24 protein-coding genes are annotated in these 20678 nt (G+C 53.9%); 10 read left to right on the top strand and 14 right to left on the bottom strand.

Features of this window, described 5'->3' with window-relative positions:
- The first annotated feature begins 13 nt into the window (after positions 1 to 13).
- Positions 14 to 1945 carry a bifunctional diguanylate cyclase/phosphodiesterase gene (locus DVA43_RS09660; RefSeq protein ID WP_114315396.1) on the top strand — a complete coding sequence of 644 codons (1932 nt, stop codon included), beginning with the start codon at positions 14 to 16 and terminating at the stop codon, positions 1943 to 1945.
- Positions 1946 to 2125: 180 nt separating this feature from the next.
- Here the strand turns inward: DVA43_RS09660 and DVA43_RS09655 are convergent, their stop codons facing one another.
- From DVA43_RS09655 to DVA43_RS09615, 10 genes are all read right to left on the bottom strand, one after another.
- On the bottom strand, positions 2126 to 3136 hold the full coding sequence (locus DVA43_RS09655) for a hypothetical protein (protein ID WP_103823631.1): 1011 nt from the start codon (positions 3134 to 3136) through the stop codon (positions 2126 to 2128).
- 287 nt (positions 3137 to 3423) lie between these two features.
- On the bottom strand, positions 3424 to 4308 hold the full coding sequence (locus DVA43_RS09650; protein ID WP_114315395.1) for an SDR family oxidoreductase: 885 nt from the start codon (positions 4306 to 4308) through the stop codon (positions 3424 to 3426).
- Between the two features lie 173 nt (positions 4309 to 4481).
- Positions 4482 to 4706 (bottom strand): hypothetical protein, encoded by a 225-nt coding sequence (locus tag DVA43_RS24510; RefSeq protein ID WP_147271024.1) that lies wholly within the window; start codon positions 4704 to 4706, stop codon positions 4482 to 4484.
- 75 nt (positions 4707 to 4781) lie between these two features.
- The gene (locus tag DVA43_RS09645) at positions 4782 to 5000 is read right to left on the bottom strand and encodes a YgdI/YgdR family lipoprotein (RefSeq protein ID WP_103178994.1); all 219 of its coding nucleotides are present in this window, start codon (positions 4998 to 5000) and stop codon (positions 4782 to 4784) included.
- A gap of 191 nt (positions 5001 to 5191) precedes the next feature.
- The gene (locus DVA43_RS09640) at positions 5192 to 6151 is read right to left on the bottom strand and encodes a glycyl-radical enzyme activating protein (RefSeq protein WP_114315394.1); all 960 of its coding nucleotides are present in this window, start codon (positions 6149 to 6151) and stop codon (positions 5192 to 5194) included.
- The gene (cutC, locus tag DVA43_RS09635) at positions 6114 to 8495 is read right to left on the bottom strand and encodes a choline trimethylamine-lyase (protein WP_114315393.1); all 2382 of its coding nucleotides are present in this window, start codon (positions 8493 to 8495) and stop codon (positions 6114 to 6116) included. The genes DVA43_RS09640 and cutC overlap by 38 nt, the downstream gene beginning before the upstream one ends.
- A gap of 12 nt (positions 8496 to 8507) precedes the next feature.
- On the bottom strand, positions 8508 to 8831 hold the full coding sequence (locus DVA43_RS09630) for a multidrug efflux SMR transporter (RefSeq protein WP_114315392.1): 324 nt from the start codon (positions 8829 to 8831) through the stop codon (positions 8508 to 8510).
- A gap of 14 nt (positions 8832 to 8845) precedes the next feature.
- The gene (locus tag DVA43_RS09625) at positions 8846 to 9184 is read right to left on the bottom strand and encodes a multidrug efflux SMR transporter (protein WP_114315391.1); all 339 of its coding nucleotides are present in this window, start codon (positions 9182 to 9184) and stop codon (positions 8846 to 8848) included.
- Between the two features lie 121 nt (positions 9185 to 9305).
- Positions 9306 to 10109, bottom strand: coding sequence for a PhzF family phenazine biosynthesis protein (locus tag DVA43_RS09620; protein WP_114315390.1), 804 nt, complete (start codon positions 10107 to 10109; stop codon positions 9306 to 9308).
- Positions 10099 to 10770 carry a transcriptional regulator gene (locus DVA43_RS09615; RefSeq protein WP_246842296.1) on the bottom strand — a complete coding sequence of 224 codons (672 nt, stop codon included), beginning with the start codon at positions 10768 to 10770 and terminating at the stop codon, positions 10099 to 10101. Before DVA43_RS09615 ends, DVA43_RS09620 begins: the two co-directional genes overlap by 11 nt.
- Positions 10771 to 10984: 214 nt before the next feature.
- Here DVA43_RS09615 and DVA43_RS09610 point away from each other — a divergent pair, with 214 nt between their 5' ends.
- From DVA43_RS09610 to DVA43_RS09600, 3 genes are all read left to right on the top strand, one after another.
- Positions 10985 to 11341 carry a hypothetical protein gene (locus DVA43_RS09610; protein ID WP_114315388.1) on the top strand — a complete coding sequence of 119 codons (357 nt, stop codon included), beginning with the start codon at positions 10985 to 10987 and terminating at the stop codon, positions 11339 to 11341.
- Positions 11342 to 11422: 81 nt separating this feature from the next.
- A complete protein-coding gene (locus DVA43_RS09605) occupies positions 11423 to 12007 on the top strand; it encodes a YcxB family protein (protein WP_246842295.1) in 585 nt (194 codons plus the stop codon).
- Positions 12008 to 12013: 6 nt separating this feature from the next.
- Positions 12014 to 12808, top strand: coding sequence for a helix-turn-helix domain-containing protein (locus DVA43_RS09600; protein WP_103823641.1), 795 nt, complete (start codon positions 12014 to 12016; stop codon positions 12806 to 12808).
- On the opposite strand, the gene leuA is transcribed toward DVA43_RS09600, so the two are convergent.
- Together leuA and DVA43_RS09590 are read right to left on the bottom strand one after the other, a co-directional pair.
- Positions 12760 to 14436, bottom strand: a complete 1677-nt coding sequence (gene leuA, locus DVA43_RS09595) for a 2-isopropylmalate synthase (protein ID WP_114315387.1) — start codon at positions 14434 to 14436, stop codon at positions 12760 to 12762. The two genes, DVA43_RS09600 and leuA, sit on opposite strands and share 49 nt — an antisense overlap.
- A gap of 94 nt (positions 14437 to 14530) precedes the next feature.
- Positions 14531 to 15412, bottom strand: a complete 882-nt coding sequence (locus tag DVA43_RS09590) for a LysR substrate-binding domain-containing protein (RefSeq protein ID WP_114315386.1) — start codon at positions 15410 to 15412, stop codon at positions 14531 to 14533.
- A 100-nt stretch (positions 15413 to 15512) separates the two neighbouring features.
- On the opposite strand from DVA43_RS09590, the gene DVA43_RS09585 reads away from it, so the two are divergent.
- From DVA43_RS09585 to DVA43_RS09565, 5 genes are all read left to right on the top strand, one after another.
- Positions 15513 to 15815 (top strand): carboxymuconolactone decarboxylase family protein, encoded by a 303-nt coding sequence (locus DVA43_RS09585; RefSeq protein ID WP_103179005.1) that lies wholly within the window; start codon positions 15513 to 15515, stop codon positions 15813 to 15815.
- A gap of 5 nt (positions 15816 to 15820) precedes the next feature.
- On the top strand, positions 15821 to 16210 hold the full coding sequence (locus DVA43_RS09580; protein WP_103823645.1) for a tautomerase family protein: 390 nt from the start codon (positions 15821 to 15823) through the stop codon (positions 16208 to 16210).
- Positions 16207 to 16713 (top strand): DUF4865 family protein, encoded by a 507-nt coding sequence (locus DVA43_RS09575; RefSeq protein WP_114315385.1) that lies wholly within the window; start codon positions 16207 to 16209, stop codon positions 16711 to 16713. The genes DVA43_RS09580 and DVA43_RS09575 overlap by 4 nt, the downstream gene beginning before the upstream one ends.
- A 123-nt stretch (positions 16714 to 16836) precedes the next feature.
- The gene (locus DVA43_RS09570) at positions 16837 to 17403 is read left to right on the top strand and encodes a TetR/AcrR family transcriptional regulator (protein WP_114315384.1); all 567 of its coding nucleotides are present in this window, start codon (positions 16837 to 16839) and stop codon (positions 17401 to 17403) included.
- 524 nt (positions 17404 to 17927) lie between these two features.
- Positions 17928 to 18404, top strand: coding sequence for a DUF1348 family protein (locus tag DVA43_RS09565; RefSeq protein WP_103179012.1), 477 nt, complete (start codon positions 17928 to 17930; stop codon positions 18402 to 18404).
- Positions 18405 to 18469: 65 nt separating this feature from the next.
- On the opposite strand, the gene DVA43_RS09560 is transcribed toward DVA43_RS09565, so the two are convergent.
- Complete coding sequence (locus DVA43_RS09560) at positions 18470 to 18919, bottom strand: helix-turn-helix domain-containing protein (protein ID WP_103823651.1); 450 nt, start codon at positions 18917 to 18919, stop codon at positions 18470 to 18472.
- A 145-nt stretch (positions 18920 to 19064) separates the two neighbouring features.
- Between DVA43_RS09560 and agp the strand changes: the two genes are divergently transcribed.
- A complete protein-coding gene (gene agp, locus DVA43_RS09555; RefSeq protein ID WP_114315383.1) occupies positions 19065 to 20306 on the top strand; it encodes a bifunctional glucose-1-phosphatase/inositol phosphatase in 1242 nt (413 codons plus the stop codon).
- A 144-nt stretch (positions 20307 to 20450) separates the two neighbouring features.
- Here agp and DVA43_RS09550 read toward each other — a convergent pair whose 3' ends face one another.
- Complete coding sequence (locus tag DVA43_RS09550; RefSeq protein ID WP_103179015.1) at positions 20451 to 20678, bottom strand: YccJ family protein; 228 nt, start codon at positions 20676 to 20678, stop codon at positions 20451 to 20453.

Genomic DNA, 20678 nt, shown 5'->3' with positions numbered 1-20678 from the left:
TCAGAAGCGCAACATGAACAGGATACTGGCGGGCATCATTTTTTTCCTATTTATCTCTACGGGATATATCTCTTTTCTTGTGCACGAGAGGCAACAAGAGCTACAAAAACTGACGCACTATACGGACTCATGGTCTGCAGCTCAGCTGGTATCAGAATTTTATCGATTCGAATCAACGCTTGGTCTTTACGCCAACGGTATTGACGCATTGACGATAGACGACGTACGCCTGCGTCTTGACATTATGCTCAGCCAGAGCGGTTTAATGAAAGAGGGTGATCTGGGGCGCTATATCGCCAGCAATAAAGCCCATCATGAACTGGCGGTAAATATAGAAAATATTCTCAAAGAACTGGACGCTAATCTTGAGAAAATGGATCGTTCAGCGCTCCAGACATACCTGATTCAAATGCACCTGCTTGATGCCCCTTTAAGCCGCCTGTCATCCAGTGCATTAGATAATGATATTAACTCGATCAATAAAGCTAATCTTAAAATACAGACGTTATATTATATTTATTCAGCGGCTTCTTTACTGCTCATCATTTTGAGCGGCATTCTTGGTGTACTCATATTCTTCCAGAACAGAAATATTCTGACGGCGCATCTTCAGGTCAAAAGCCTTGCTGAAGAGCTGCAAAAATCTAAGGAAAAGCTGCAAATCCAGAATACGCAACTGGAATATGATGTTTACCATGACTCGCTGACAGGAATGAATAACCGTCAGTTTTTCTGGGAAAATATAAAGAAAATCATTCAGGTGGCAGAAAAAAATAATGATTCTGTAACGGTAATGCTGTTCGATTTAGATCGTTTCAAGGAGATCAATGATACTTATGGTCATGATGTTGGCGATATGTTGCTGCGCCAGATCTCCGAACGCCTGATTGCCATGGGCTTGACATCCGATACGCTTTATCGCTTAGGCGGGGATGAGTTTGCCTTTCTCTCAAGCGGTTTGACAGAGAGCAGCGCCGTTTCGCGCGCGCGGAAAATATGTGCTTCCATCAACCAACCGTACACCATTTATAACACCATCATTAATATCGCCACCTGTGTCGGGATTGTTATCTCAGACACGGAACGCCGCTCCGACTTTCTCTATAAATTTGCCGATCTGGCCCTGTATGAAGCCAAAAAAGAGGGCCCTGGCCAGATAAAAGTCTTCCGGCCGATCATGTTACAAAAGCTGCAGGAGAGCAGAACCCTTGAGCACGATCTGGCGATGGCCTTAGCGAATAAAGAATTCGTGGTTTATTATCAGCCCATTGTCGATTCGTTCAGCCGGGAAATTTACAGCTATGAAGCCCTGGTTCGCTGGGTGCATCCATTAAAGGGCCTTCTGTCGCCCGATAGCTTTATTCCCGTTGCTGAAAAAACAGGCATGATTAACGAACTGGGAAGGTCGGTGCTTGAAATTGCCTGCCGGGAAGCGGCGACCTGGGCGGTTCCGGCAAAAATCTCCGTGAATGTTTCGCCTATCCAGCTCAGCAGCAAAGCCTTTGCCGGCATCGTGCTCTCCATTCTGGAAGAGACAGGGCTTTCGGCCAATCGTCTGGAGCTGGAGGTGACGGAATCCTCTCTCTTTACCGATAATGATACTCCGCTCAATACCCTTAACATGCTCAGAGCCCGCGGCGTGCAAATCTCCATTGATGATTTTGGTACAGGATATTCTTCCCTTTCGCGGCTGAGTAAGCTCGCCTTCGATAAAATTAAAATCGATAAATCCTTTGTGCATTCGATCTCTGACCAGGACGACGCCCTGACCATCATCAAACTGATCACCGGTATGGCGAAGTCTCTTAATATGAAGGCGGTTGCAGAAGGGGTCGAAACGCAGGAACAACTGGAAAGTCTCCAGGCGCTGGGTTGCGATCTCGCTCAGGGTTATCTGTTTGGTAAACCGCAGCCGGGAATCGATGGCAGGATCCGCAACGGATAAGTCGCGCGGCTGAATGAAGGCGTGGTAAAAAAAGAAAAAAACATAAATGCCCGTCAGGGCATTTATGTTTTAAAAAGCGATTAATGGAAGAACAGTGCAATCAGGATAATGATTGGAATAGGTACGCCTAAAAAGAAGAGTAATAGTGAGCGCATTTTAAACCTCCTGCTTAATTAAGAATTATAAATCACGTTGACGACCACCGAAGGTCGCACACAGGCTGGCAACGAAAGCACCGGCCAGCAGCGCAATAAATGTCCAGAGCATCAGATAGCTCGTGGTTTTACGTGCGGCATCAGCAGCTTGCTGCGCTTTCTCCTTCGTTTCTTTTAATTTAGCCTGGGCTTTGTCATAGGTGGTTTGTACACGCTGTTCAGCTTCTTGCTGACTGATACCCGTCTTTTGTGCAATCAGCTGGGCGACATACTGACGATCTTCCTGCGGTAAGGTACCGGTGGTGATGCTGTTGGCAAAAATACCGGTCACTTCACTTACCTGCGCAGGCGTTAACGGCTCAGCAGGTGCCGCTGGCGTGGCGGGAGCAGGCGCAGGTGCAGCGGTTGGGTCAGCAGGATCGGTGGCACCGTTTGCTGGTGCGGCCGGTGCCGGTGTGGCAGGGTTACTCGCCCTGAACATCGAATTCACAAAATAGTCCATGGATGAACCCGGTGCCTCAGACGAACTGTTCGCCATACCCGCCGCGCCAGCTGCCGTGGCCGTCGCAGCCCCGCCAGCAACGGTACCCACGACTTTAGCGCCGCCGCCAATCAGGGCGCCCACGGTGCTTGTAAACAGCGCCGCAGAAACCAGTGCAGCGACAGCCCAGGTTAAAAAACCGTGGGCAGTATCGCGGAAGTACACTTCATCGGTACGGGTATCGACCCATTTGGTACGCAGGCGCCCGGCTAAATAGCCGCCCATGCCTGACGCCACAATTTGTGTGAACGTCAGCCAGGCGATGGCTGCGATACCCACCGTACCGGCGTCGAGCCCGCGGTTTTCCCAGGGCGAAATCGTTGTCAGGCCCAGCCCGGTGCCCAGCATAAGCAAAATCAACGACAGGGAGGCCGCTGCCGCCGCGCCGGCAAAAATGGCACCCCATGATACGGCGCTGCTGTTCGTCGCAGGCAGGGGCAGCCGCGAATCGGGATACGTAGTGTTAACCGTGGCGTGTTCATGAATGTGAGTCATAGCTGTTGTCCTTTAATTAATCTTTGCGTTCGGAACCAGGAACTGATTGAAAAACAGGAAACATTATCAACTTGAACGTTTAAGCCCTTAAGGGACCGGATGATGTCATTTAAACGGGGAAGGCTGTAAAACTGACCGAAATAAAAAACAAAAATCAACGATCTAAGAATAGTTGATAATTTTGCGCCGGACGGCTTTTCAGCTTTAAAAATCCGTTACCGCTTCGGATAACGGATTTTATAATAAGCCTTGTTGTCGTCAGGCGCGTCAAAATAAAGGCAACAGAATTAGACTACGCCGGTACCGCCGTCTGAGCACCAGACCTGACCGGAGGCATACGAACACTCTTCAGATGCCAGCAGAACATACAGCGGCGCAATCTCCACAGGCTGACCCGGTCTGCCCAGTGGGGTATCTCCCCCGAACTGCTGCACCTTCTCCTGCGGCTGTCCGCCGCTTGACTGCAATGGCGTCCAGTAAGGGCCCGGCGCCACGGCATTCACGCGGATGCCTTTCGGCCCAAGCTGTTTTGCCAGGGATTTGGTAAATGCCACGTTACAGGCTTTGGTCTGGGCGTAATCCAGCAGGATTTCGCTGGGCTTAAAGGCCTGAACCGAAGAGGTATTAATAATCACCGCGCCTTCCGACAGGTGACGCAGGGCGGCACGGGTGATCCAGAAGGGGGCATAAACGTTGGTTTTGAAGGTCGCGTCGAAAGCGGCGGTGGTCAGATCTTCAATGGATTCGCAGAACTGCTGTCTGCCCGCATTGTTGACTAAAATATCGAGCCCGCCCAGCTCCGTCACCGCGCGCTCAACCAGCGTCTCACAGAACGACTCCACCCGAATATCACCCGGGATCGCAACGGCCTTGCGTCCTTCCGCCTGAATCAGGGCAATAACGGCTGCAGCATCGGACTCCTCTTCCGGCAGATAGCCAATGGCCACGTCCGCACCTTCACGGGCGTAGGCAATCGCCACCGCGCGTCCAATCCCGGAATCGCCGCCGGTAATCAGCGCTTTTTTGCCAGAAAGTCTGCCCGAGCCGGTATAACTCGTCTCGCCATGATCGGGGATTGGCTTCATCTCTGACGCCAGTCCGGGCGTTTGCTGCGGCTGCTCCACAAACGGGGGTTGTGGGTAGTTTTTTGAAGTGGTGTTTCCTGATGTCATCCCGACCTCCTTTATCAATGAATTTAAAGCGTAGCCACTGTGACGGAACGCACCTTTCTGGAAGGGATAATTCAGATTATTCTTCTTCTGGATATATTTTTGATTTTATCTTCACTTTGTAAGGTCATTAAACACGCGCCCCCTTTTGGGCCGCAAGCATGAGGGGGATGAGGTTATTTGTGCGGTTGTTTACGGGTAATACCGGAAATGAAGCGTCTGAGATGTTTTTTGGGTGAGCGTCTACGTGTGGCGTTGATTTTTGCCGGCTCGACTACGACCTTATTCGCTTCCGGGAGGATCGGCTTTTGGCTGCCCGAGCGAAGTTGCCAGAGTGCGCCTGAATCGCCATGAATAATCAACGCGCCTGAAAGGAGGAGGGGAAATAAGATCTTCTTCATCCTCTTTAGCCTCTCTCTTGAACGAGCATGCAAGCAGGGCAGAGTTTCCGCCGACCCTCTGCCCGCTGTGCTACCTTATTTCTCTATCATCTGGATAATCTGATCCCGATTGATCGCATGTTCATTTCCCGCGATATCTTCATAAGTAATGAGACCATTATCATCATCAACTTCGGGTTTTCCGTGAGTAATAATCATCTCACCATTTTTCTTCTGTAAAACATAATCGCTTGAACATCCGGCGACGGTGAGGCTCAATAGCACCAGGCTTATTACAGCCACAACTTTCTTCATTACAACTCCTTATTTACTCAAGCCTGTCACAGGCACAATGATGCCGCACGCTAGTTAAATTGCGTCAGAAGCAGCGCAGCATAAATTACGAACATGAAAAAGAGCGTACCAATAACGACGCGTCGTTCGAGAGCCGAACTATTTTTGTCAGCACGCTTCTCTGGTTTATTTAACATGATTACCTCTTTTCGTTAGCCCACCATTACCCCTGAAACCCTTACCGGCAGGTTATATTTGTGGGTATGTTGTAAGAAGTTTTCTACTTTTGCAGCAGAGTCGTTCCATTCGTAGGCCTTATTAAGTAAGGCGTATTTCCCGGTGCCAAAACGGTGGTAGGGCAGTAATTCGATAAATTTGAACGCGGGGCGATGCCAGGTCAGGGAATTTATCAGCATTAACAATTTTTCAGCCTGTTCGGGACTATCGTTAAAGTCTGGAATAACGGGGATACGGATAATAATCTGTCGATCTCCCTGCAATAATCTTTCAAGGTTACGCAGGATGATGTTATTACTCACCCCGGTATAGCGTATATGCTGCTCGTCATCGGCGCTTTTCAGGTCATAGAGAATTAGATCGCAAACCGATGCGATCTGTTTAACGGCGCGCCACGGGGCGTACCCGGCGGTTTCAATTGCCGTGTGAATATCCTCTGCGCTAATTCGTTGGATGAGTTGTCTGGCAAAATCGGGCTGGGTACAGACTTCGCCCCCGCTGAGGGTGATGCCGCCCCCGGATTGACGAAACCAGGTTTCATCCGCCATGACGTGGTGAAAAACGGCCTCTGAAGTCAGTTTTTCCCCTGTCACATTGAGAACACCAGCCGGGCAGCTCTCCTCGCATCGCCTGCAACCCTGGCACTGACGCGAGCGATCAAGCGTGTGCACACCGTCCACCCAACGATGTACGCCGGCCGGGCAGTGCAGGGCACATTTTCCGCAGTGAAGGCAGCGCTCAGCATGCCAGAAGATCTCGCTGCCAGGGTTGAGTCCTTCCGGGTTGGCGCACCAGCGGCAGCGCATCTGGCAGCCTTTCAGAAACACAACGCTGCGGATCCCCGGTCCGTCATGCAGCGAAAACCGCTGAATATGTGTTATCCAGCCGGATGCCGGCTCAGAAGCGACGTTGAGTGGTTCGGCTGATGATCTCATCCTGCACCTCTTTACTTAATTCAACGAAAAAGGCGCTGTATCCTGCGACACGGATCATCAGGTTGCGGTACTCCGCCGGATTTTGCTGCGCCTTCAGCAGCGTTTCATCATCCAGGTAGCTGAACTGCAACTGGGCATTTCCCAGGATACTGGCTGTCCGCAGCAGATGGATAAGGCTGTTTTGCCCTTCCGGCGTGTCCAGCATGCCGTACATAAGCTTGATGTTATGGACCATGCCGATATCCATCTCTTCGACATTGATTCGGCTGACCGAGTTGATGATCGCGGTGGGGCCCAGATAATCCGTCTGCTGGGCCGGGCTTATTCCATCCGCCAGCGGCTTGCCCGCAAGGCGACCGGATGGAAGGGCGCCGGTTATTAGCCCGAACGGCGTATTGTTCGAGATGGAGAGCGTGCCGAATGCAAAAGGTGCGTATAGCATCCGGTACTGACGATGCTCCTTTTCCAGAAAGTGCACGCTTTCGCGGGCAATCTCATCCACGGCAGCAATGTCGTTACCGTATTTCGGCACCCGCAGACATGCAGTAAGGAGCGCCTCATAACCGACAAAATTATGGTCGAGCGCGTCAACAATCTGTTGCAGCGTGAAGCGGGAGGTTTCAAATACCAGCGTCCTGATGACCATCAGAGAGTTCACGAAGTCGGCAAGCCCCGTCCAGATAAGACCCGGCCCCGCATTCAGAAACGCGCCGCCCTGGGTGACATCCTTCGCGGTGGCCATACAGCCCTCGATGAGGCTCGACATCAGCGGTTTTCTGGCATGATCCGCATGCAGTTTTTGTACGATGAGCGTGACCTGCGCGGCCTTTCTGACCATAGCGGATAACTGGGCCATAACCGCACGTTTGACATCTTCATAGCAGTGGAACTGCGACACCTCGCCGGTGCGGGGACCTGTCTGCTTCCCGGCGCGCGAGCGGCCGTTATGCAGGGCCATCTCGATCGCTGCGGTGAAGGTGGTATAACCCACCGAGGTCCACTGATACATTTTGCCCGCTTTCTGTGGCTCGACGCAGCCCATCAGACAGTAGTCGCGGGCATCTTCATAGCTGAACCCTTTATGCAGCATCATGCGAATATGCGCATCATCGAAATGGCATGCCGGGAACCCCATTCCGCTGCGCACCACATCCACCACCTTGCGCATAAACGACTGCGGCGACTGATTGTGAATTCGCACGGCCAGGCCCGGCTGATAAATTTTTAATCGCGCGGAGCAGTCCATAATGAGCAGCGTGAGCGGATTGGTGGCATCGCCGCCTTCACGCTTCTGTCCGCCGACCACGAGGTTGATAAAGGGCTGATACCCGGCGAAATACATCGCCGTCGATTCGCTGCAAATCCACAGGGTTTCCGCCATCTTAATCAGCCAGCAGCAAAGCAGCTCTTCAGCCTGGGCATGCGTTAAGGTTCCGTCACTGAGATCGCGCTCCAGCAACGGCCAGAGATATTGATCGACGCGGCCAAGGGAGATCCCGGTCTGATTCTCTTCCAGCATAAACAGCGAATGCACAAACCAGATAGCCTGCAGGGCATCGTAAAAATGCTGCGGAGGATGTTCAGGGACACGCTCGCAAATCGTGGCAATATGCAGCAGTTCTTTCCGGCGAAGGGGGCGGGGCTCGGCGCCGGCCAGCTGGCGCAGATAACGCGCATAGCGCCGGGTGTAAGCCATCACGCCGTCACAGGTATGCTGCACGGCGGTATAAAAATTAAACGCCTCGATGCCGTCGGAGGTGGCGGGATCGAGGGCGGCCAGGTGCGCGGCTGCCTCATCCCGTATTCCCTTTATCCCTTTGGTCAGCAGAATATTGTCGTAGCCCGGGCAAGCGTCACCGCCGCCGTTTTGTGTTTTAATCGTGACGTCGCATATCGCATCGTCATGACACCACTCCCACAGCCCGACGGTTTTTAGCTGCGTCTCCGCCATCTCATCCAGAGAGCGGCCTTGCCAGTAAGGAAATACCTCTTCCCGCAGGATACGTTTCGTCTCGTCGTCAATCTGGTAGGGATCCTGGGCCCGGAAAGGGAGGTTATCCAGCTCGTCGGCCACCCAGCGCCAGCTTATTTCCGGCGAAACTTCACCCCCGCGCGCGCCGCCCGCAGGGTGGCTGACGATAAGCTCGTTTTCGGCGACATATAAAGGCGCGTTCTCGCAGGCATGACGAAACGCTAACGCCCTGAGCAGAATATTATCCATTCCCGGATTGGCCTGATAAACCCGGGTGACGCTAAGGGCACGATGGGCAGAAATAAAGGGCTTCGCCTGTAAAAAGGCGTCGCGCAGCCGTTCCACACGCGATGGAAGGGGTTTGCTATTCATACTGTCGATCCTTTAAAACGCAATCACGATGAGTCCGGCGACGATGCAGCCGATCCCCACCTTTTCCAGGGCGCTGCTGCGCAGTTGATAAAAAATGCTGCTCAGGAGTGAAATCATCACAATGCCGGTTCCTGACCAGGCGGCATAGGCGACAACCGGTGAAATCCAGCCCATCAGCATCGACAGGGCAAAAAAGGATGTCGCGTAACAAATCAGGCAGAGAACCGTTATCAGCGTATTTTTGAATGTATTCGTTTGCGGCAGCATTAAGGTGGCAATCACTTCCATTGAGACGGAAATAAAAAGCCAGAAAAAGCCAAATAAAATATTCACCATTTAAAACCACACTGTTATCTTTTTTGTTTGATAGCAAGATTGAGAATTAATGTGCCAATAATAACCATACCCACACCTATCCACGAATCCTGTGTCAGGGTGAAATCAAAGTAACGGGTTTGTATAAAGGTAATACTTATGATCCCGACCGCAGACCAAATAGCATAGGCCACACCTATATGAATCCTCCGCAGGGCGAGAGATAAAAAATAGTAGCTTACGCCATAACAGATAATGGCCAGTACACCAACGGAGATAATTTTAAAACTGTCAGAAAGCGATAATAATGTTGTCGCGACGATTTCAATGGATACGGCAGCAATAAGCGCAGTAACGCATCTGGTTAAAGTCATTGGATTATCCTTGGTTATAAGTCACCAATAGTGTTTGGTTCAGGTAACAGGATGCCGGGCAGAATTTAATCCGCTTATTCTATTCTCGTTGAATTAAATGAATACTGTAAAAAAGGTCTGTTTAAATAATAAATACCCCCTCAATGACCAGACAGGCCTCGCCCGTCAGCGCCACGCGGCCCGTATCGTTAATATGGCAGATCAACTCTCCTTTACGGCTGCCGCCCTGTTGCGCATGGAGCGTTTTTTTCGCCAGCTTGTCGCTCCACAGCGGTGCCAGAAAGGTATGCGCAGAGCCGGTAACGGGATCTTCATTGACGCCCACCTGAGGCCCAAACCAGCGGGAGCGGAAATCAAACTGACGAGAAGGCGCCGTCACGACCACGCCGCGGGTGTTGAATTTCGCCAGGGCGGTGAAATCTGGCGTTAAGCCATCAAGTTGCGCTTCGTCATCCATGACCACGATCAGATCGGAGGCCTGCCAGATTTCAGTCGCCCCGGCAACGATGCCAAGCGCTGACAAAAGCCCTTCCGGAGCCGCAATCCTGCGGGGGGTGACGAGGGGAAAATCCATCGTGAATTTTCCGTTAGCAGAGGTAACGGTCAGCTCACCGCTGCGGGTGAAAAAACGCACCGTCTTGCCCGTCTCTTCGCGACGCAGAAGCACACTGGCTGCGGCAAGCGTCGCATGACCGCAAAGGTCGACTTCAACGGCAGGGGTAAACCAGCGAAGGGCGTAATCGTGCCCCTGCTTAACGACAAACGCCGTTTCGGAGAGATTATTCTCGCTGGCTATACGCTGTAACAGCGCATCCTCTGGCCACGCTTCCAGCAGACAAACCGCTGCGGGATTACCCGTAAACGGGCCCTGAGAGAAAGCATCCACCTGGTAAAAAGGAATGCGTTGCGAATAGCTATTTTTCATTCATCACCTCAAGATCGTTATAAACCGTATAGCGTGTCACACCCAGCGCCTGGGCCGCATGTTGCACGCCCCCCCTCATTTTAAAAATGCCTTTATCGCGCATCTCCGCAACGATTTTAAGACGTTGCGTTTTCTGAATTTTCTTACCGGTAACGGTATGTTTTTCAATGATTTCCTGAATTGATTGCTCAACAAGGCCACCCAGGTTGAGATCGGCTGCATCCGTTTCGGCAGGCGCGGTGGCCATGATGATGTCGAGACTTTTGCGAATGTGTTCATACGGCGAGGTGTCGACATTCATGCAGAAAGCCATCAGCGGATGGCCGTCATCGCTGTAGTAAATGGTGGAGGCGCTGTTGAGGATCTTCTCCGAGGCGGTCAAGGTTTTATAATCTTTAACCGTCAACGACTTACGGCCCTCGTTTTTACTGAGCAACAGGGCAAATCCCTTATCTTTCTCGGGGCCAGATAACAGGTGGTCGCCTTTACGTCTGCCGCTGACGTGCCCGTTAATGATTTTGACAATCGAGCATTCAGGCGTGGTGAGATTGTGTAAAACGGCTTCCTGATTGGCGGAGAGCGTACCCGCCAGCGCATCCATGGCAGCTTCCAGTGGCCCGGAAATCAGCTCAATTTGTTCTGCATATTCTGACTTCATCATTTTTCCTTTGTCTGGATCATTGTCAGGGCCACGAGTTTACCATCTGCCACGCGAACCTTCGCCTCTGCAGGGGAGGGATGGGCTGGCAGTCTTAAATTATACTCATAATGTATAATTATCAACAAAAAGTTGATTTGTGGTTTTTGCAGGGGTAAATTTACTGCCACTGATGGCGGGCTTCCCAACCGGGAGCCCCTGAAAAGTGAGAACAAGTATGAAAATCATTGGACTTATAGCGTTAGCGGGTATCCTGACGGCGTGCAGTGTCATCCATCCCTTTGGTGATGCCACGGTGTATCAGGTCTATTCGGTCTCTTCTCACCCGGGGCTGGTGGGGCGCTATCACTGTATGCGCGATGCCTTGTCGGCAGAGGGCTATGGCGTTGAGGTGATTTATCCTGAGGCGGATACCCCTAACTTTTTTGATATCAGCAAAGCGCAGCAGCGGATCGCTCAGGTAGATATGTACCATGTGCGTGGGTCAAAAGAGATCAGTATCACGCTCATTGCCGGGGCAAAAATAGATCTCCGCACTCTGGATGGCATCATGCAACCCTGTGTAAGGCGGTAATAGGCTGAGGGGAAACGCCATCCTGATGGGGCAATATGTTAGGATAAAAAAACAATCAGGCGCTAAATAAGAGGGAGAGGCATGATAAAAAAAAACAGAATCGTTGTGGATTATTCATTATCAGCACTGGAGCGTACTAAAGCGGGTAAGCTCATCAACGATCATAAAAAAGAACACCTCAAACCTTACGGTTCTCTTTTTCTCATTCATAAGGCTGCGGTCTCTGTTTTAGCGGTGGCGGCCTTATTTAATTTTATCACCCTGTTGCAGTTAAGCCTGCAAACCGCCCCCGACGGTGATTTTCTCGCCAGAGCAAAAATGTTCAGTATCGCGCTGCTCGTGCTGTTTGGCGTCGCGTTGGCGCTGTTCAAACTCTATGATGTGGTCATGAATAGGGTCATGCAAAAGCAGCAGCAGGCTGAGCAGGAAGACGAAGAGACTTTACAGAAAGTGAAGCTCAACCGTTTCTTTATTGAAAATATCACTAACACCGCCAGCGTTAAAATCTATTGGGAAAAAGTGAAGGAAAGCTACAGGAAAGGGGGTTTTATTTTTATCCATATGCGCAGTGATAATTGTGTGGTGATACCCGAGAGAGTATTTGCCTCAGCAAACGAAGCCGCAGAGGTGTTTGACTTTATCAACGCGCAGTTAGCGCAAAATTGATAATCGATGACAACCCAACAGCAGTTCAGCTTTGCCACCCGCCCGCTGGTGCCTTTTGCCCATGATTACACCCATGGCGAAACGGAGCCCTGGCACAGCCATACCTGCGCCCAGCTTCTGCATACCCTCAGCGGGGTGGTGCGGGTAGAGACCGGGCAGGGGATCTGGATTGTACCGCCGGGGCGGGGCGTCTGGCTGCCTGCCGGGACGCAGCACCGGCTGCTGATCACCGGTGACGTGGCGGCCCGGACGCTGTTTATCGATCCCTTCGCCCGGGCGGATTTACCCTCGGTCTGCCAGGTTGTGCAAATCTCCACCCTGCTGCGCGAGCTGATCGTCGCCTCGCTGCAACTACCGGAAAGCTACGCCGCGGGCAGCCGGGCGGAGCGCATTTACGAGCTGATCCTTGATGAAATCAGGGGGATCGGTGTGCTGCCGTTTAACCTGCCGGAACCCCAGGCCCCCGCGCTGCTGGCCCTGTGCCGCCAGATCCAGGCCGAGCCGGGAACAAAATGGACGACGGCGCTGGCAGCAAAAACGCTCAATATCAGTGAACGCACCCTGCTGCGGCACTTTCGCCAGCAGACCGGGCTGGCATTCAGTGAATGGTTGCGCCGGGCGCGGCTGATGGAGGCGCTGAACCGCCTCGCGCAGGGGCAATCGGTGCTGCGGGTGGCGCTGGACCTCGGTTATGAGAGTCACAGCGCCTTTAGCGCCATGTTCCGCCGCACGCTCGGCGTGGCGCCTAGCGACTACTTCCCGCCCGAGGCGCTCTCCGGCAACGCATTCAGCAAAGCCTGAAGCGACGCCCGGGAAACATCGTTGTCGATGCCCGTTCCCCAGCGGCTGGCACCCTGCTTAAAGCTGCAGCGGATATAGGCCGCCGAGCGGCTTTCGCTGCACCTCCCGAGGGTATGCTCGTGATAATCCTCAATGGCGAAGGCCAGATGAAAACAGGTTTTTATCGCGCTGGCGGCGGCAGAGAGCAGGCCGTTGCCGTTCCCCTTCAGGATCACAATCCCGTCGGCGGTCTGGACGCGGGCCCACAGCAGCAGCCCGCCGTCGGCCTGGCTTTCGGTGCGGTAATCCAGCAGCTGCCGTGGGGCGTGCTGATGTGGCCCATACAGCTCGCGATAAAGCTGCCACAACGCACTCAGCGTCATCTCGGTACCTTCCCGATCGGTGTGCGCCTGAACGTGGCGGCTAAAGTCCTGTTGCAGGGCCCGGGGCAGCGCCAGGCCATGATTTTGCTCCAGCATCCACGCCGCGCCGCTTTTCCCGGACTGGCTGTTCACGCGGATCACCGCCTCATAGCTACAGCCGATATCTTCCGGGTCCACCGGAAGATAGGGCATCTCCCAGCGCGGAGAGGCGGATTGTCCCCGGGCGTGAAACCCCTTTTTGATGGCGTCCTGATGCGAGCCAGAGAAGGCAGTAAAGGCCAGCTTACCGGCGTAAGGATGGCGGGGATGCACCGGCAGCTGATTGCACTGCTCCACAAGTTCCACCACCTGCTTCATATCGCTGAAATCGAGCTCCGGCGAGATCCCCTGACTGTAGAGGTTCATCGCCAGGGTCACCAGGCAGACGTTCCCGGTGCGTTCCCCGTTACCGAACAGGCAACCTTCCACCCGGTCGGCACCCGCCAGCAGGGCGAGCTCGGCGCTGGCAACGCCGCTGCCGCGATCGTTATGAGGATGGACGCTGATGCAGACCTCGCTCCGGCGGGAGAAGTGACGGCAGAAATACTCGATCTGATCGGCATAGACGTTGGGGGTGTTGACCTCCACCGTGGCAGGCAGGTTGACGATCATCGGCCGTTCGGCAGAGGGTTCCCAGACATCCGCCACCGCCTCGCAGATGTGCAGGGCAAACTCCGGTTCGGTAAAGCAGAAGGTTTCCGGCGAATACTCATAGGTCCAGCGCGTCTGCGGGTTGGCCTCGCACAGCGCGCGTATCTGCCGCGTGGCGCTGACCGCCAGCTGCACAATCTCCTCCTGGCTCTGACGAAAGACCAGTTGGCGGAACAGCGGCGCGGTGGCGTTATAGAGATGCACCGTGGCGCGTTTTGCCCCATCGAGGGAAGCAAAGGTGCGCTCAATCAGATCGCTGCGGGCCTGGGTAAGCACCTGAATGGTGACATCATCCGGGATGCGCTGCTCCTCAATCAGCTGGCGGACAAACTGAAAGTCCGTTTCGGATGCGGAGGGGAACGCCACCTCAATCTCCTTGAAGCCGCATTTGAGCAGCTGCTCCCAGAAGCGCAGCTTGCGGGGGATATCCATCGGTTCGGCCAGCGCCTGGTTGCCGTCGCGCAGGTCGGTTGAAAGCCAGCGCGGGGCGTGGGTCAGGATCTTATCCGGCCACTGGCGGTCGGGTAACGAAATGGGGGCATAGGCCACGTACTTTTGCGAAGGGTTGCGCAACATAGGGGTTCTCCAGGTGATGTTCTGTTTTTATCCTGGCGAAGAACGGGGCAGGGCACTGGCGCATAACTGACAACCTGTGGCGAGGAACCGCCATTTATTTCACCCCGAGCAGAGCCTGCTCCATCAGTTGCGCCAGCAGGACCTGCGCGCGTGGCTCTGCCTCGCTGCTGTGCTGTTCGAGGGTGATCCCCAGCCTGCCCGGCGTGGGCAGGACGCTTCCCGCCACCCGCAGGCTGGCAGGCATCCCGATCCGGGTCCGCAGCGTTACGCCGAGCCCGGCCTGCACCGCCGCCCAGATCCCGCTCAGGCTGTGGCTGACAAAGACCACCCGCCAGGGGATGCCTGCCCGGTTCAGGCAGTCGATGGCGTGGGCGCGCATCAGGCAGGGGGTGTCGAACATCACCAGCGGCAGGGGCTCGCCCCGGGCCAGCAGGGAACGGATCTCCATCTCCGGGGGCTGGATCCACACCATCTGGCTCTGGCCGATCGACCGTCCTTTGCGTGGCTCACTCTCGTTCTGCCACAGCAGCACCATATCCAGGGCGTGATCATCGAAGGCATTGAGCAGCGCCCGGTTGCGATCCACTCTGGCAACGATCCGCACTCCCGGATGGTGGCGTCTGAATTCGCCCAGAATGCCCGGCATCAGCGACTCTCCAAAATCCTCCTGCATGCCGATGCGGATCTCCGCCTGCAATAGCTCGCCTTTTAGCGCGAACTGCACCTCGTCATTCAGCGCCAGCATGCGGCGGGCGTAGCTCATGACGATCTCTCCGTTGCGGGTCAGCGTCAGGCCTCGGCCCTTTTTCATGACCAGCTCTGCACCGCACTGCTGCTCCAGCTTTTTGAGCTGGGCGCTCACCGCCGAGGTGGAGCGGCAGAGATGGGTGGCGGCCAGGGCAAAGCTGCCGCATTCAATGCCGGTGACAAAACTGCGCAGCGCATCAAGGTCGAGCGTCGGAGAGAGCTTGTTCATAAATGTCCTGAAATACGGGATGGTGGTGCAAATATAATTTGATTTTCAGGATGAAAATATGGGGCCAGAATCGCCTTACTGTCAATGCGGAGAGAACATCATGGCCACATCCCTTACTTCTGAAACCCTGAGCCGCGTCGCGCCGAAACTGGCCGAGCTGAGCAAGGAGGTGCTGTTCAATGACATCTGGAAACGCGACGCGCTCTCCCCGCGCGATCGCAGCCTCATCACCCTGGGCGCGCTGACGGCGCTGGGACGGGTGCAGCAACTGCCCTGGCATATCGACTTCGCCCAGCAAAATGGCCTGACCCGGGAGGAGATTACCGAAGTGTTCACCCATCTGGCGTTCTACGCCGGCTGGCCTGCGGCGGTCTCCGCTCTCGGCTGCCTGGAAGAGGAGTAACCCCGATGCCCTTTACACGTATCTCCCTGCGGCCGGGGTACAGCGACGCGCAGATAGCACGGATCTCCGACCTCCTCCAGCAGAGCCTGGAGGCGGAATTCGCGGTTCCGCCGGGGGACCGCTTCCAGATTTTTGAGGAGATCCCGGCCAGGCGGCATCTATTCGATCGCCACTATAAAAGCGGCGGGCGCAGCGACAAGTTTATTCAGTTTCACATCCTGGCGGGCAAGCCCCGCACCGCTGCGCAAAAGCGAAATCTCTGCCGCCGGCTCTGTGAAGAGCTGCACAGGACGCTGGCTATTCACCCGGATGACGTGATGGTGATGATCCAGTTCAATACCGCCGAAGAGTGGAGCTTTAGTCGGGGACAGATGCTGTCTGAGGAGGGGTTATGATCGTTATGCAATATCGCTTCACGCTGCCAGCCGACTACGATATGACCATTATTGAACGGCGCATCGCGGAGCATGGCGCGAAGCTGAACGGCTTTCCCGGCCTGCTGTTTAAGGCATTCCTTGTTGCCAGACGCGATGCCGCTTTTAGCGAGGAAAACCGCTATGCACCGCTCTACGTCTGGGAGAGTGCCGCCGCGATGACGCAGTTTTTACAGAGCCCCGGCTTTCGCAGGCTGACGCAGGATTTTGGCTGGCCGCAGATCGACACCTGGCTGGCGCTGCGCCTGCCGGCTGTGACAGAGGTGAAAAGTGCCGCCTGGCTGTCGATTGCCCGTGAGACGATCCCCGCGCACAGCGACCTGTCAGCACTGCAACTGCATGCCCCGCTCTGCGGGTGGGATGTCAGCCGCTGGCAACTCTTGCAGGTGGATTTTGTCGGGGCGCCGCAGGAGGGTAAGGAGAATTATCGGGTTGCGTATGTGGCGAGTGAGGACATGGGTTAAGTCCCCACCGTTGATCAGGCTTAACTCTTTGAAGGTAGCGGTATTCCGGAACAGGAAAAATTCGTAGCGATTCTGGACGAAAAGAGAATTGACTGAGGAGAACGATCGTTCTACCATTAACTTATGAACAGAAATACGACTGACACACGAGAAAAAATCCTCGCGTCCGCTGAAGAGCTCATTTACCAGAACGGCATCCATGCCACCGGTATGGACCTTCTGGTGAAGACCTCAGGTGTGGCCCGGAAAAGCATCTATCGCTATTTCGCGAACAAAGACGAAGTGGCGGCTGCTGCGCTGAACGCGCGGGATGTCCGCTGGATGGAATGGTTCAGAAGCGAGTGCGACAAAGGGGACACGCCGCAGGAACGCATCCTGAATATGTTCACCGTGCTTAAAGGCTGGTTTGAGTCGGAAGGGTACCGCGGATGTGCATTCATTAATACCGCCGGGGAAGTGGGGGACAGTGCCGATCCCATTCGCCAGATTGCCAGACTGCATAAACAGAAAATACTGGATTATGCCCTGGAGTTGACCGGGCAACTGAATATTGAGCACGCTTCAGCCCTGGCAAGGCAATTGCTGTTATTGGTTGAAGGCGCTATAACCGTATCACGCGTCATGGGCGAATACAGCGCTGCCGATGATGCAAAAGATATTGCTCAATTGTTACTGAAACAGGTCTCGTAAAATAGACCTGAACTCAGAGGTACAGACACTGAAACAGAAATAATTCATCCTCATACCTTTCATACTTATATTCTGTTTTATGTACAGAATATGAAAGTTCATAAATTATTTACTCTCTTATCGGATATTTATTCGCGACGCTATTCCCTGCCGCCTTTTTTCTATTCTGACCGGGTGCGATTTTCGTATCGCATGGCCATAAAATTAAGATGCTATAATCATATGCTGTTGTATATAAGAGGATTTTGCCGGCTTTCTTGTAAGGGGGCGGTAAAATAAAAATAGCGATAATGACATTTTTATTTTTTTAATTCTTTTACAGACACACCCTTGAAGAGGTAGAACGATCGTTCTACCATGAATGCATGGACAACAAGAACTCTCTGGTAAATGGATATTGGCGTGACTGCATATTGCAAAATCGCCACGAATGAAAAGGACGTTAAATAACAGGGGAAATAGTTTATGTGTCTATATCGAAAAGGCGTTTTAACCCTCTCTGCCAATTTACAGGAGTCTTAACCATGTCTGATGCACAAATTCGTCCGCCACTGCCTCCGTTTACGCTTGAATCAGCAATTGAAAAAGTCAGGCTTGCTGAAGATGGCTGGAATAGCCGCGACGCTGAAAAAGTTGCGCTGGCCTATTCTCTGGATACCAAATGGCGTAATCGCGCAGAATTTGCGAATAATCGCGAAGAAGCCAAAGGCTTCCTGGAACGTAAATGGAAAAAAGAACTTGAGTATCGCCTGATTAAAGAATTATGGGCATTTGGCGGCAACCGCATTGCCGTCCGTTACGCTTATGAATGGCGCGATGATTCCGGTAACTGGTTCCGCTCTTACGGAAATGAGAACTGGGAATTTGGCGAAGATGGCCTGATGCAACGCCGTTTCGCCTGCATCAACGACATGCCTATCAAGGAAAGCGAACGTAAATTCCACTGGCCGCTGGGGCGTCGTCCTGACGATCATCCTGGGTTATCGGAACTGGGTCTTTAACGTCCCGTTTTATTCCGCAACGCCCGGCGACTGTCCTGGTCGGGCGTTTGTGTTATTTCACTCAGTTATTTCGCCTGCGGATACTTCGCCACCACCTCACCTGGCCCCAGCTCCCGCCCATCACTCGCCACCATTGTGAGCTTGCGTAACGGCTGGCGATCCCGCGCGTCCACCAGCACCGTACCGGTATCCCCCTCGGCGAACAGGTGTTCATTTCCCCACTGGGAGAGCGCCAGCAGCACGGTTTGCAGTTCGCGGCCTTTTGTGGTCAGCACATACTCCTGCCAGGCGCTGCCGTCGGAGGCGGGTTGCAGCGTCAGGATGCCTTCGTCCACCAGCAGCTTCAGCCGGGTCGCCAGCATGTTTTTGGCGATGCCGAGGCTTTTCTGAAACTCACCAAAACGCGTAATGCCGCTCAGGGCATCACGCACAATCAGCAGGGACCACCAGTCGCCGATAATATCCAGCGAGCGGGCGACAGGACAGGGACTCTCTTCGAGGCGGGTACGTTTCACGGTCTCTCCTTATCAGCAGTAAGTTTAATTATAAAACCAATTACCCCCGCGTACAAAGCAAGCCGTCACTTTGCGGGCAGGCTCCAGGTAATTCGTCACAGATCTGTCACACTGTTAACGACAATAAACAGGTGAGGAATTAGGGATGAGAAAAGCACTAATCGCTGTCGCCGTGGCGGGCAGCATCGGGCTCTCTGGCGGCGTTCAGGCGCAAACCGCGCCGGAAGGGTATCAGCTGGAACAGGTTCTGATCATGAGCCGTCATAACCTGCGTGCGCCGCTGGCCAATAACGGCAGCGTGCTGGAGCAGTCGACCCCGGAAAAATGGCCTGAGTGGGATGTGCCTGGCGGGCAGCTCACCACCAAAGGTGGGGTGCTGGAAGTCTACATGGGGCACTACATGCGTGAATGGCTGGCAGAGCAGGGACTGGTGACCGCCGGGGAGTGTCCGGCAGCGAACAGCGTCTATGCCTATGCCAACAGCCTGCAACGCACGGTGGCGACCGCGCAGTTCTTCATTACCGGCGCGTTCCCGGGGTGCAATGTGCCGGTGCACCATCAGGAACAGATGGGCACCATGGACCCGACCTTCAATCCGGTGATCACCGACAACTCCCCGGAATTCCGCGAAAAAGCGCTACAGGCGATGAACAAAGAACGTCAGGGGATGCAGCTTGACGAGAGCTACAAACTGCTGGAGCAGATGACCGACTACAAACAGTCTCCGTCCTGCAAGGAGAAACAGGTCTGCTCCCTGACGGACGCGAAAGATACCTACAGCGCCGAGTACCAGAATGAGCCTGGGGTATCGGGTCCGCTGAAGGTAGGTAACTCGCTGGTGGACGCCTTCACGTTGCAATATTACGAAGGTTTCCCGCTGGATCAGGTGGCGTGGGGCGAGATCAAAACCGACCAGCAATGGCGGGTGCTCTCTCAGCTAAAAAATGGCTATCAGGATTCGCTTTTTACCTCGGCAGAGGTGGCGCGTAACGTGGCGAAACCGCTGGTGAAATATATCGATAACGCACTGGTCACCGATCGGGCGAAAGCGCCAAAAATCACCGTGCTGGTGGGGCATGACTCCAACATCGCCTCCCTGCTGAAGGCGCTGGATTTTAAACCCTATCAGCTGCACGGCCAGTACGAGCGCACGCCGATTGGCGGCAAGATCGTCTTCCAGCGCTGGCACGACAAAACCGGCAATCGCGATCTGATGAAAATTGAGTATGTCTATCAGAGTTCCGAGCAGCTGCGTAATGCCCAGGTGCTGACGTTAGAAGCCCCGGCCCAGCGCGTTACCCTGGAACTGAATGGCTGTCCGGTGGATGCAGACGGATTCTGCCCGGTGGAGAGCTTTAATAAGGTATTGAATACCGCGGCGCAATAAGTTCAGCCCCTCTCCCTGAAGGGGAGAGGGGCTGAAATGTCGGGAGGCGCTTCGCTTACCCGACCTACAAAATCCAACTCTGGTTACGAATCCCGTAGACCTGATAAGCGTAGCGCCATCAGGCGTTTTTTGTCTGCACGGTTATCAGACGTTTTTACGCTCAATGGTCTGCTCGCCCCAGAACAGCGAGTCTTTGTCGGTTTTTTGGAAGGCTAACATCAGAACTTCATCATTACCTTCTTCCCAGATTTTCTCTGCCAGTTTTTCGTCATATTTTGCGACTTCAAAAATCGCCTCAGCGATCTCCGGTGACGTATTACGTAAACGCGCAAATTCCCCGACGCGATGTGCTTTAGCTTCTTGAGTTGGCAT

Source organism: Leclercia sp. W6 (assembly GCF_003336345.1).
Classification (GTDB): Bacteria; Pseudomonadota; Gammaproteobacteria; order Enterobacterales; family Enterobacteriaceae; genus Enterobacter.
Note: the sequence above shows the minus strand (reverse complement) of the source record. Positions and strands in the feature narration are given on the sequence as shown.

Coding starts and splice junctions, on each gene's coding strand:
- DVA43_RS09660 (WP_114315396.1), top strand. CDS start 14: ATGAACAGGATACTGGCGGGCATCATTTTTTTCCTATTTATCTCTACG.
- DVA43_RS09600 (WP_103823641.1), top strand. CDS start 12,014: ATGACAACCCAACAGCAGTTCAGCTTTGCCACCCGCCCGCTGGTGCCT.
- DVA43_RS09550 (WP_103179015.1), bottom strand. CDS start 20,678: ATGCCAACTCAAGAAGCTAAAGCACATCGCGTCGGGGAATTTGCGCGT.
- DVA43_RS09630 (WP_114315392.1), bottom strand. CDS start 8,831: ATGGTGAATATTTTATTTGGCTTTTTCTGGCTTTTTATTTCCGTCTCA.
- DVA43_RS09580 (WP_103823645.1), top strand. CDS start 15,821: ATGCCCTTTACACGTATCTCCCTGCGGCCGGGGTACAGCGACGCGCAG.
- DVA43_RS09570 (WP_114315384.1), top strand. CDS start 16,837: ATGAACAGAAATACGACTGACACACGAGAAAAAATCCTCGCGTCCGCT.
- cutC (WP_114315393.1), bottom strand. CDS start 8,495: ATGAATAGCAAACCCCTTCCATCGCGTGTGGAACGGCTGCGCGACGCC.
- DVA43_RS09565 (WP_103179012.1), top strand. CDS start 17,928: ATGTCTGATGCACAAATTCGTCCGCCACTGCCTCCGTTTACGCTTGAA.
- agp (WP_114315383.1), top strand. CDS start 19,065: ATGAGAAAAGCACTAATCGCTGTCGCCGTGGCGGGCAGCATCGGGCTC.
- DVA43_RS09650 (WP_114315395.1), bottom strand. CDS start 4,308: ATGACATCAGGAAACACCACTTCAAAAAACTACCCACAACCCCCGTTT.
- DVA43_RS09655 (WP_103823631.1), bottom strand. CDS start 3,136: ATGACTCACATTCATGAACACGCCACGGTTAACACTACGTATCCCGAT.
- DVA43_RS09625 (WP_114315391.1), bottom strand. CDS start 9,184: ATGACTTTAACCAGATGCGTTACTGCGCTTATTGCTGCCGTATCCATT.
- DVA43_RS09610 (WP_114315388.1), top strand. CDS start 10,985: ATGAAAATCATTGGACTTATAGCGTTAGCGGGTATCCTGACGGCGTGC.
- DVA43_RS09615 (WP_246842296.1), bottom strand. CDS start 10,770: ATGATGAAGTCAGAATATGCAGAACAAATTGAGCTGATTTCCGGGCCA.
- DVA43_RS09590 (WP_114315386.1), bottom strand. CDS start 15,412: ATGAACAAGCTCTCTCCGACGCTCGACCTTGATGCGCTGCGCAGTTTT.
- leuA (WP_114315387.1), bottom strand. CDS start 14,436: ATGTTGCGCAACCCTTCGCAAAAGTACGTGGCCTATGCCCCCATTTCG.
- DVA43_RS09645 (WP_103178994.1), bottom strand. CDS start 5,000: ATGAAGAAAGTTGTGGCTGTAATAAGCCTGGTGCTATTGAGCCTCACC.
- DVA43_RS09640 (WP_114315394.1), bottom strand. CDS start 6,151: ATGAGATCATCAGCCGAACCACTCAACGTCGCTTCTGAGCCGGCATCC.
- DVA43_RS09585 (WP_103179005.1), top strand. CDS start 15,513: ATGGCCACATCCCTTACTTCTGAAACCCTGAGCCGCGTCGCGCCGAAA.
- DVA43_RS24510 (WP_147271024.1), bottom strand. CDS start 4,706: ATGAAGAAGATCTTATTTCCCCTCCTCCTTTCAGGCGCGTTGATTATT.
- DVA43_RS09620 (WP_114315390.1), bottom strand. CDS start 10,109: ATGAAAAATAGCTATTCGCAACGCATTCCTTTTTACCAGGTGGATGCT.
- DVA43_RS09575 (WP_114315385.1), top strand. CDS start 16,207: ATGATCGTTATGCAATATCGCTTCACGCTGCCAGCCGACTACGATATG.
- DVA43_RS09605 (WP_246842295.1), top strand. CDS start 11,423: ATGATAAAAAAAAACAGAATCGTTGTGGATTATTCATTATCAGCACTG.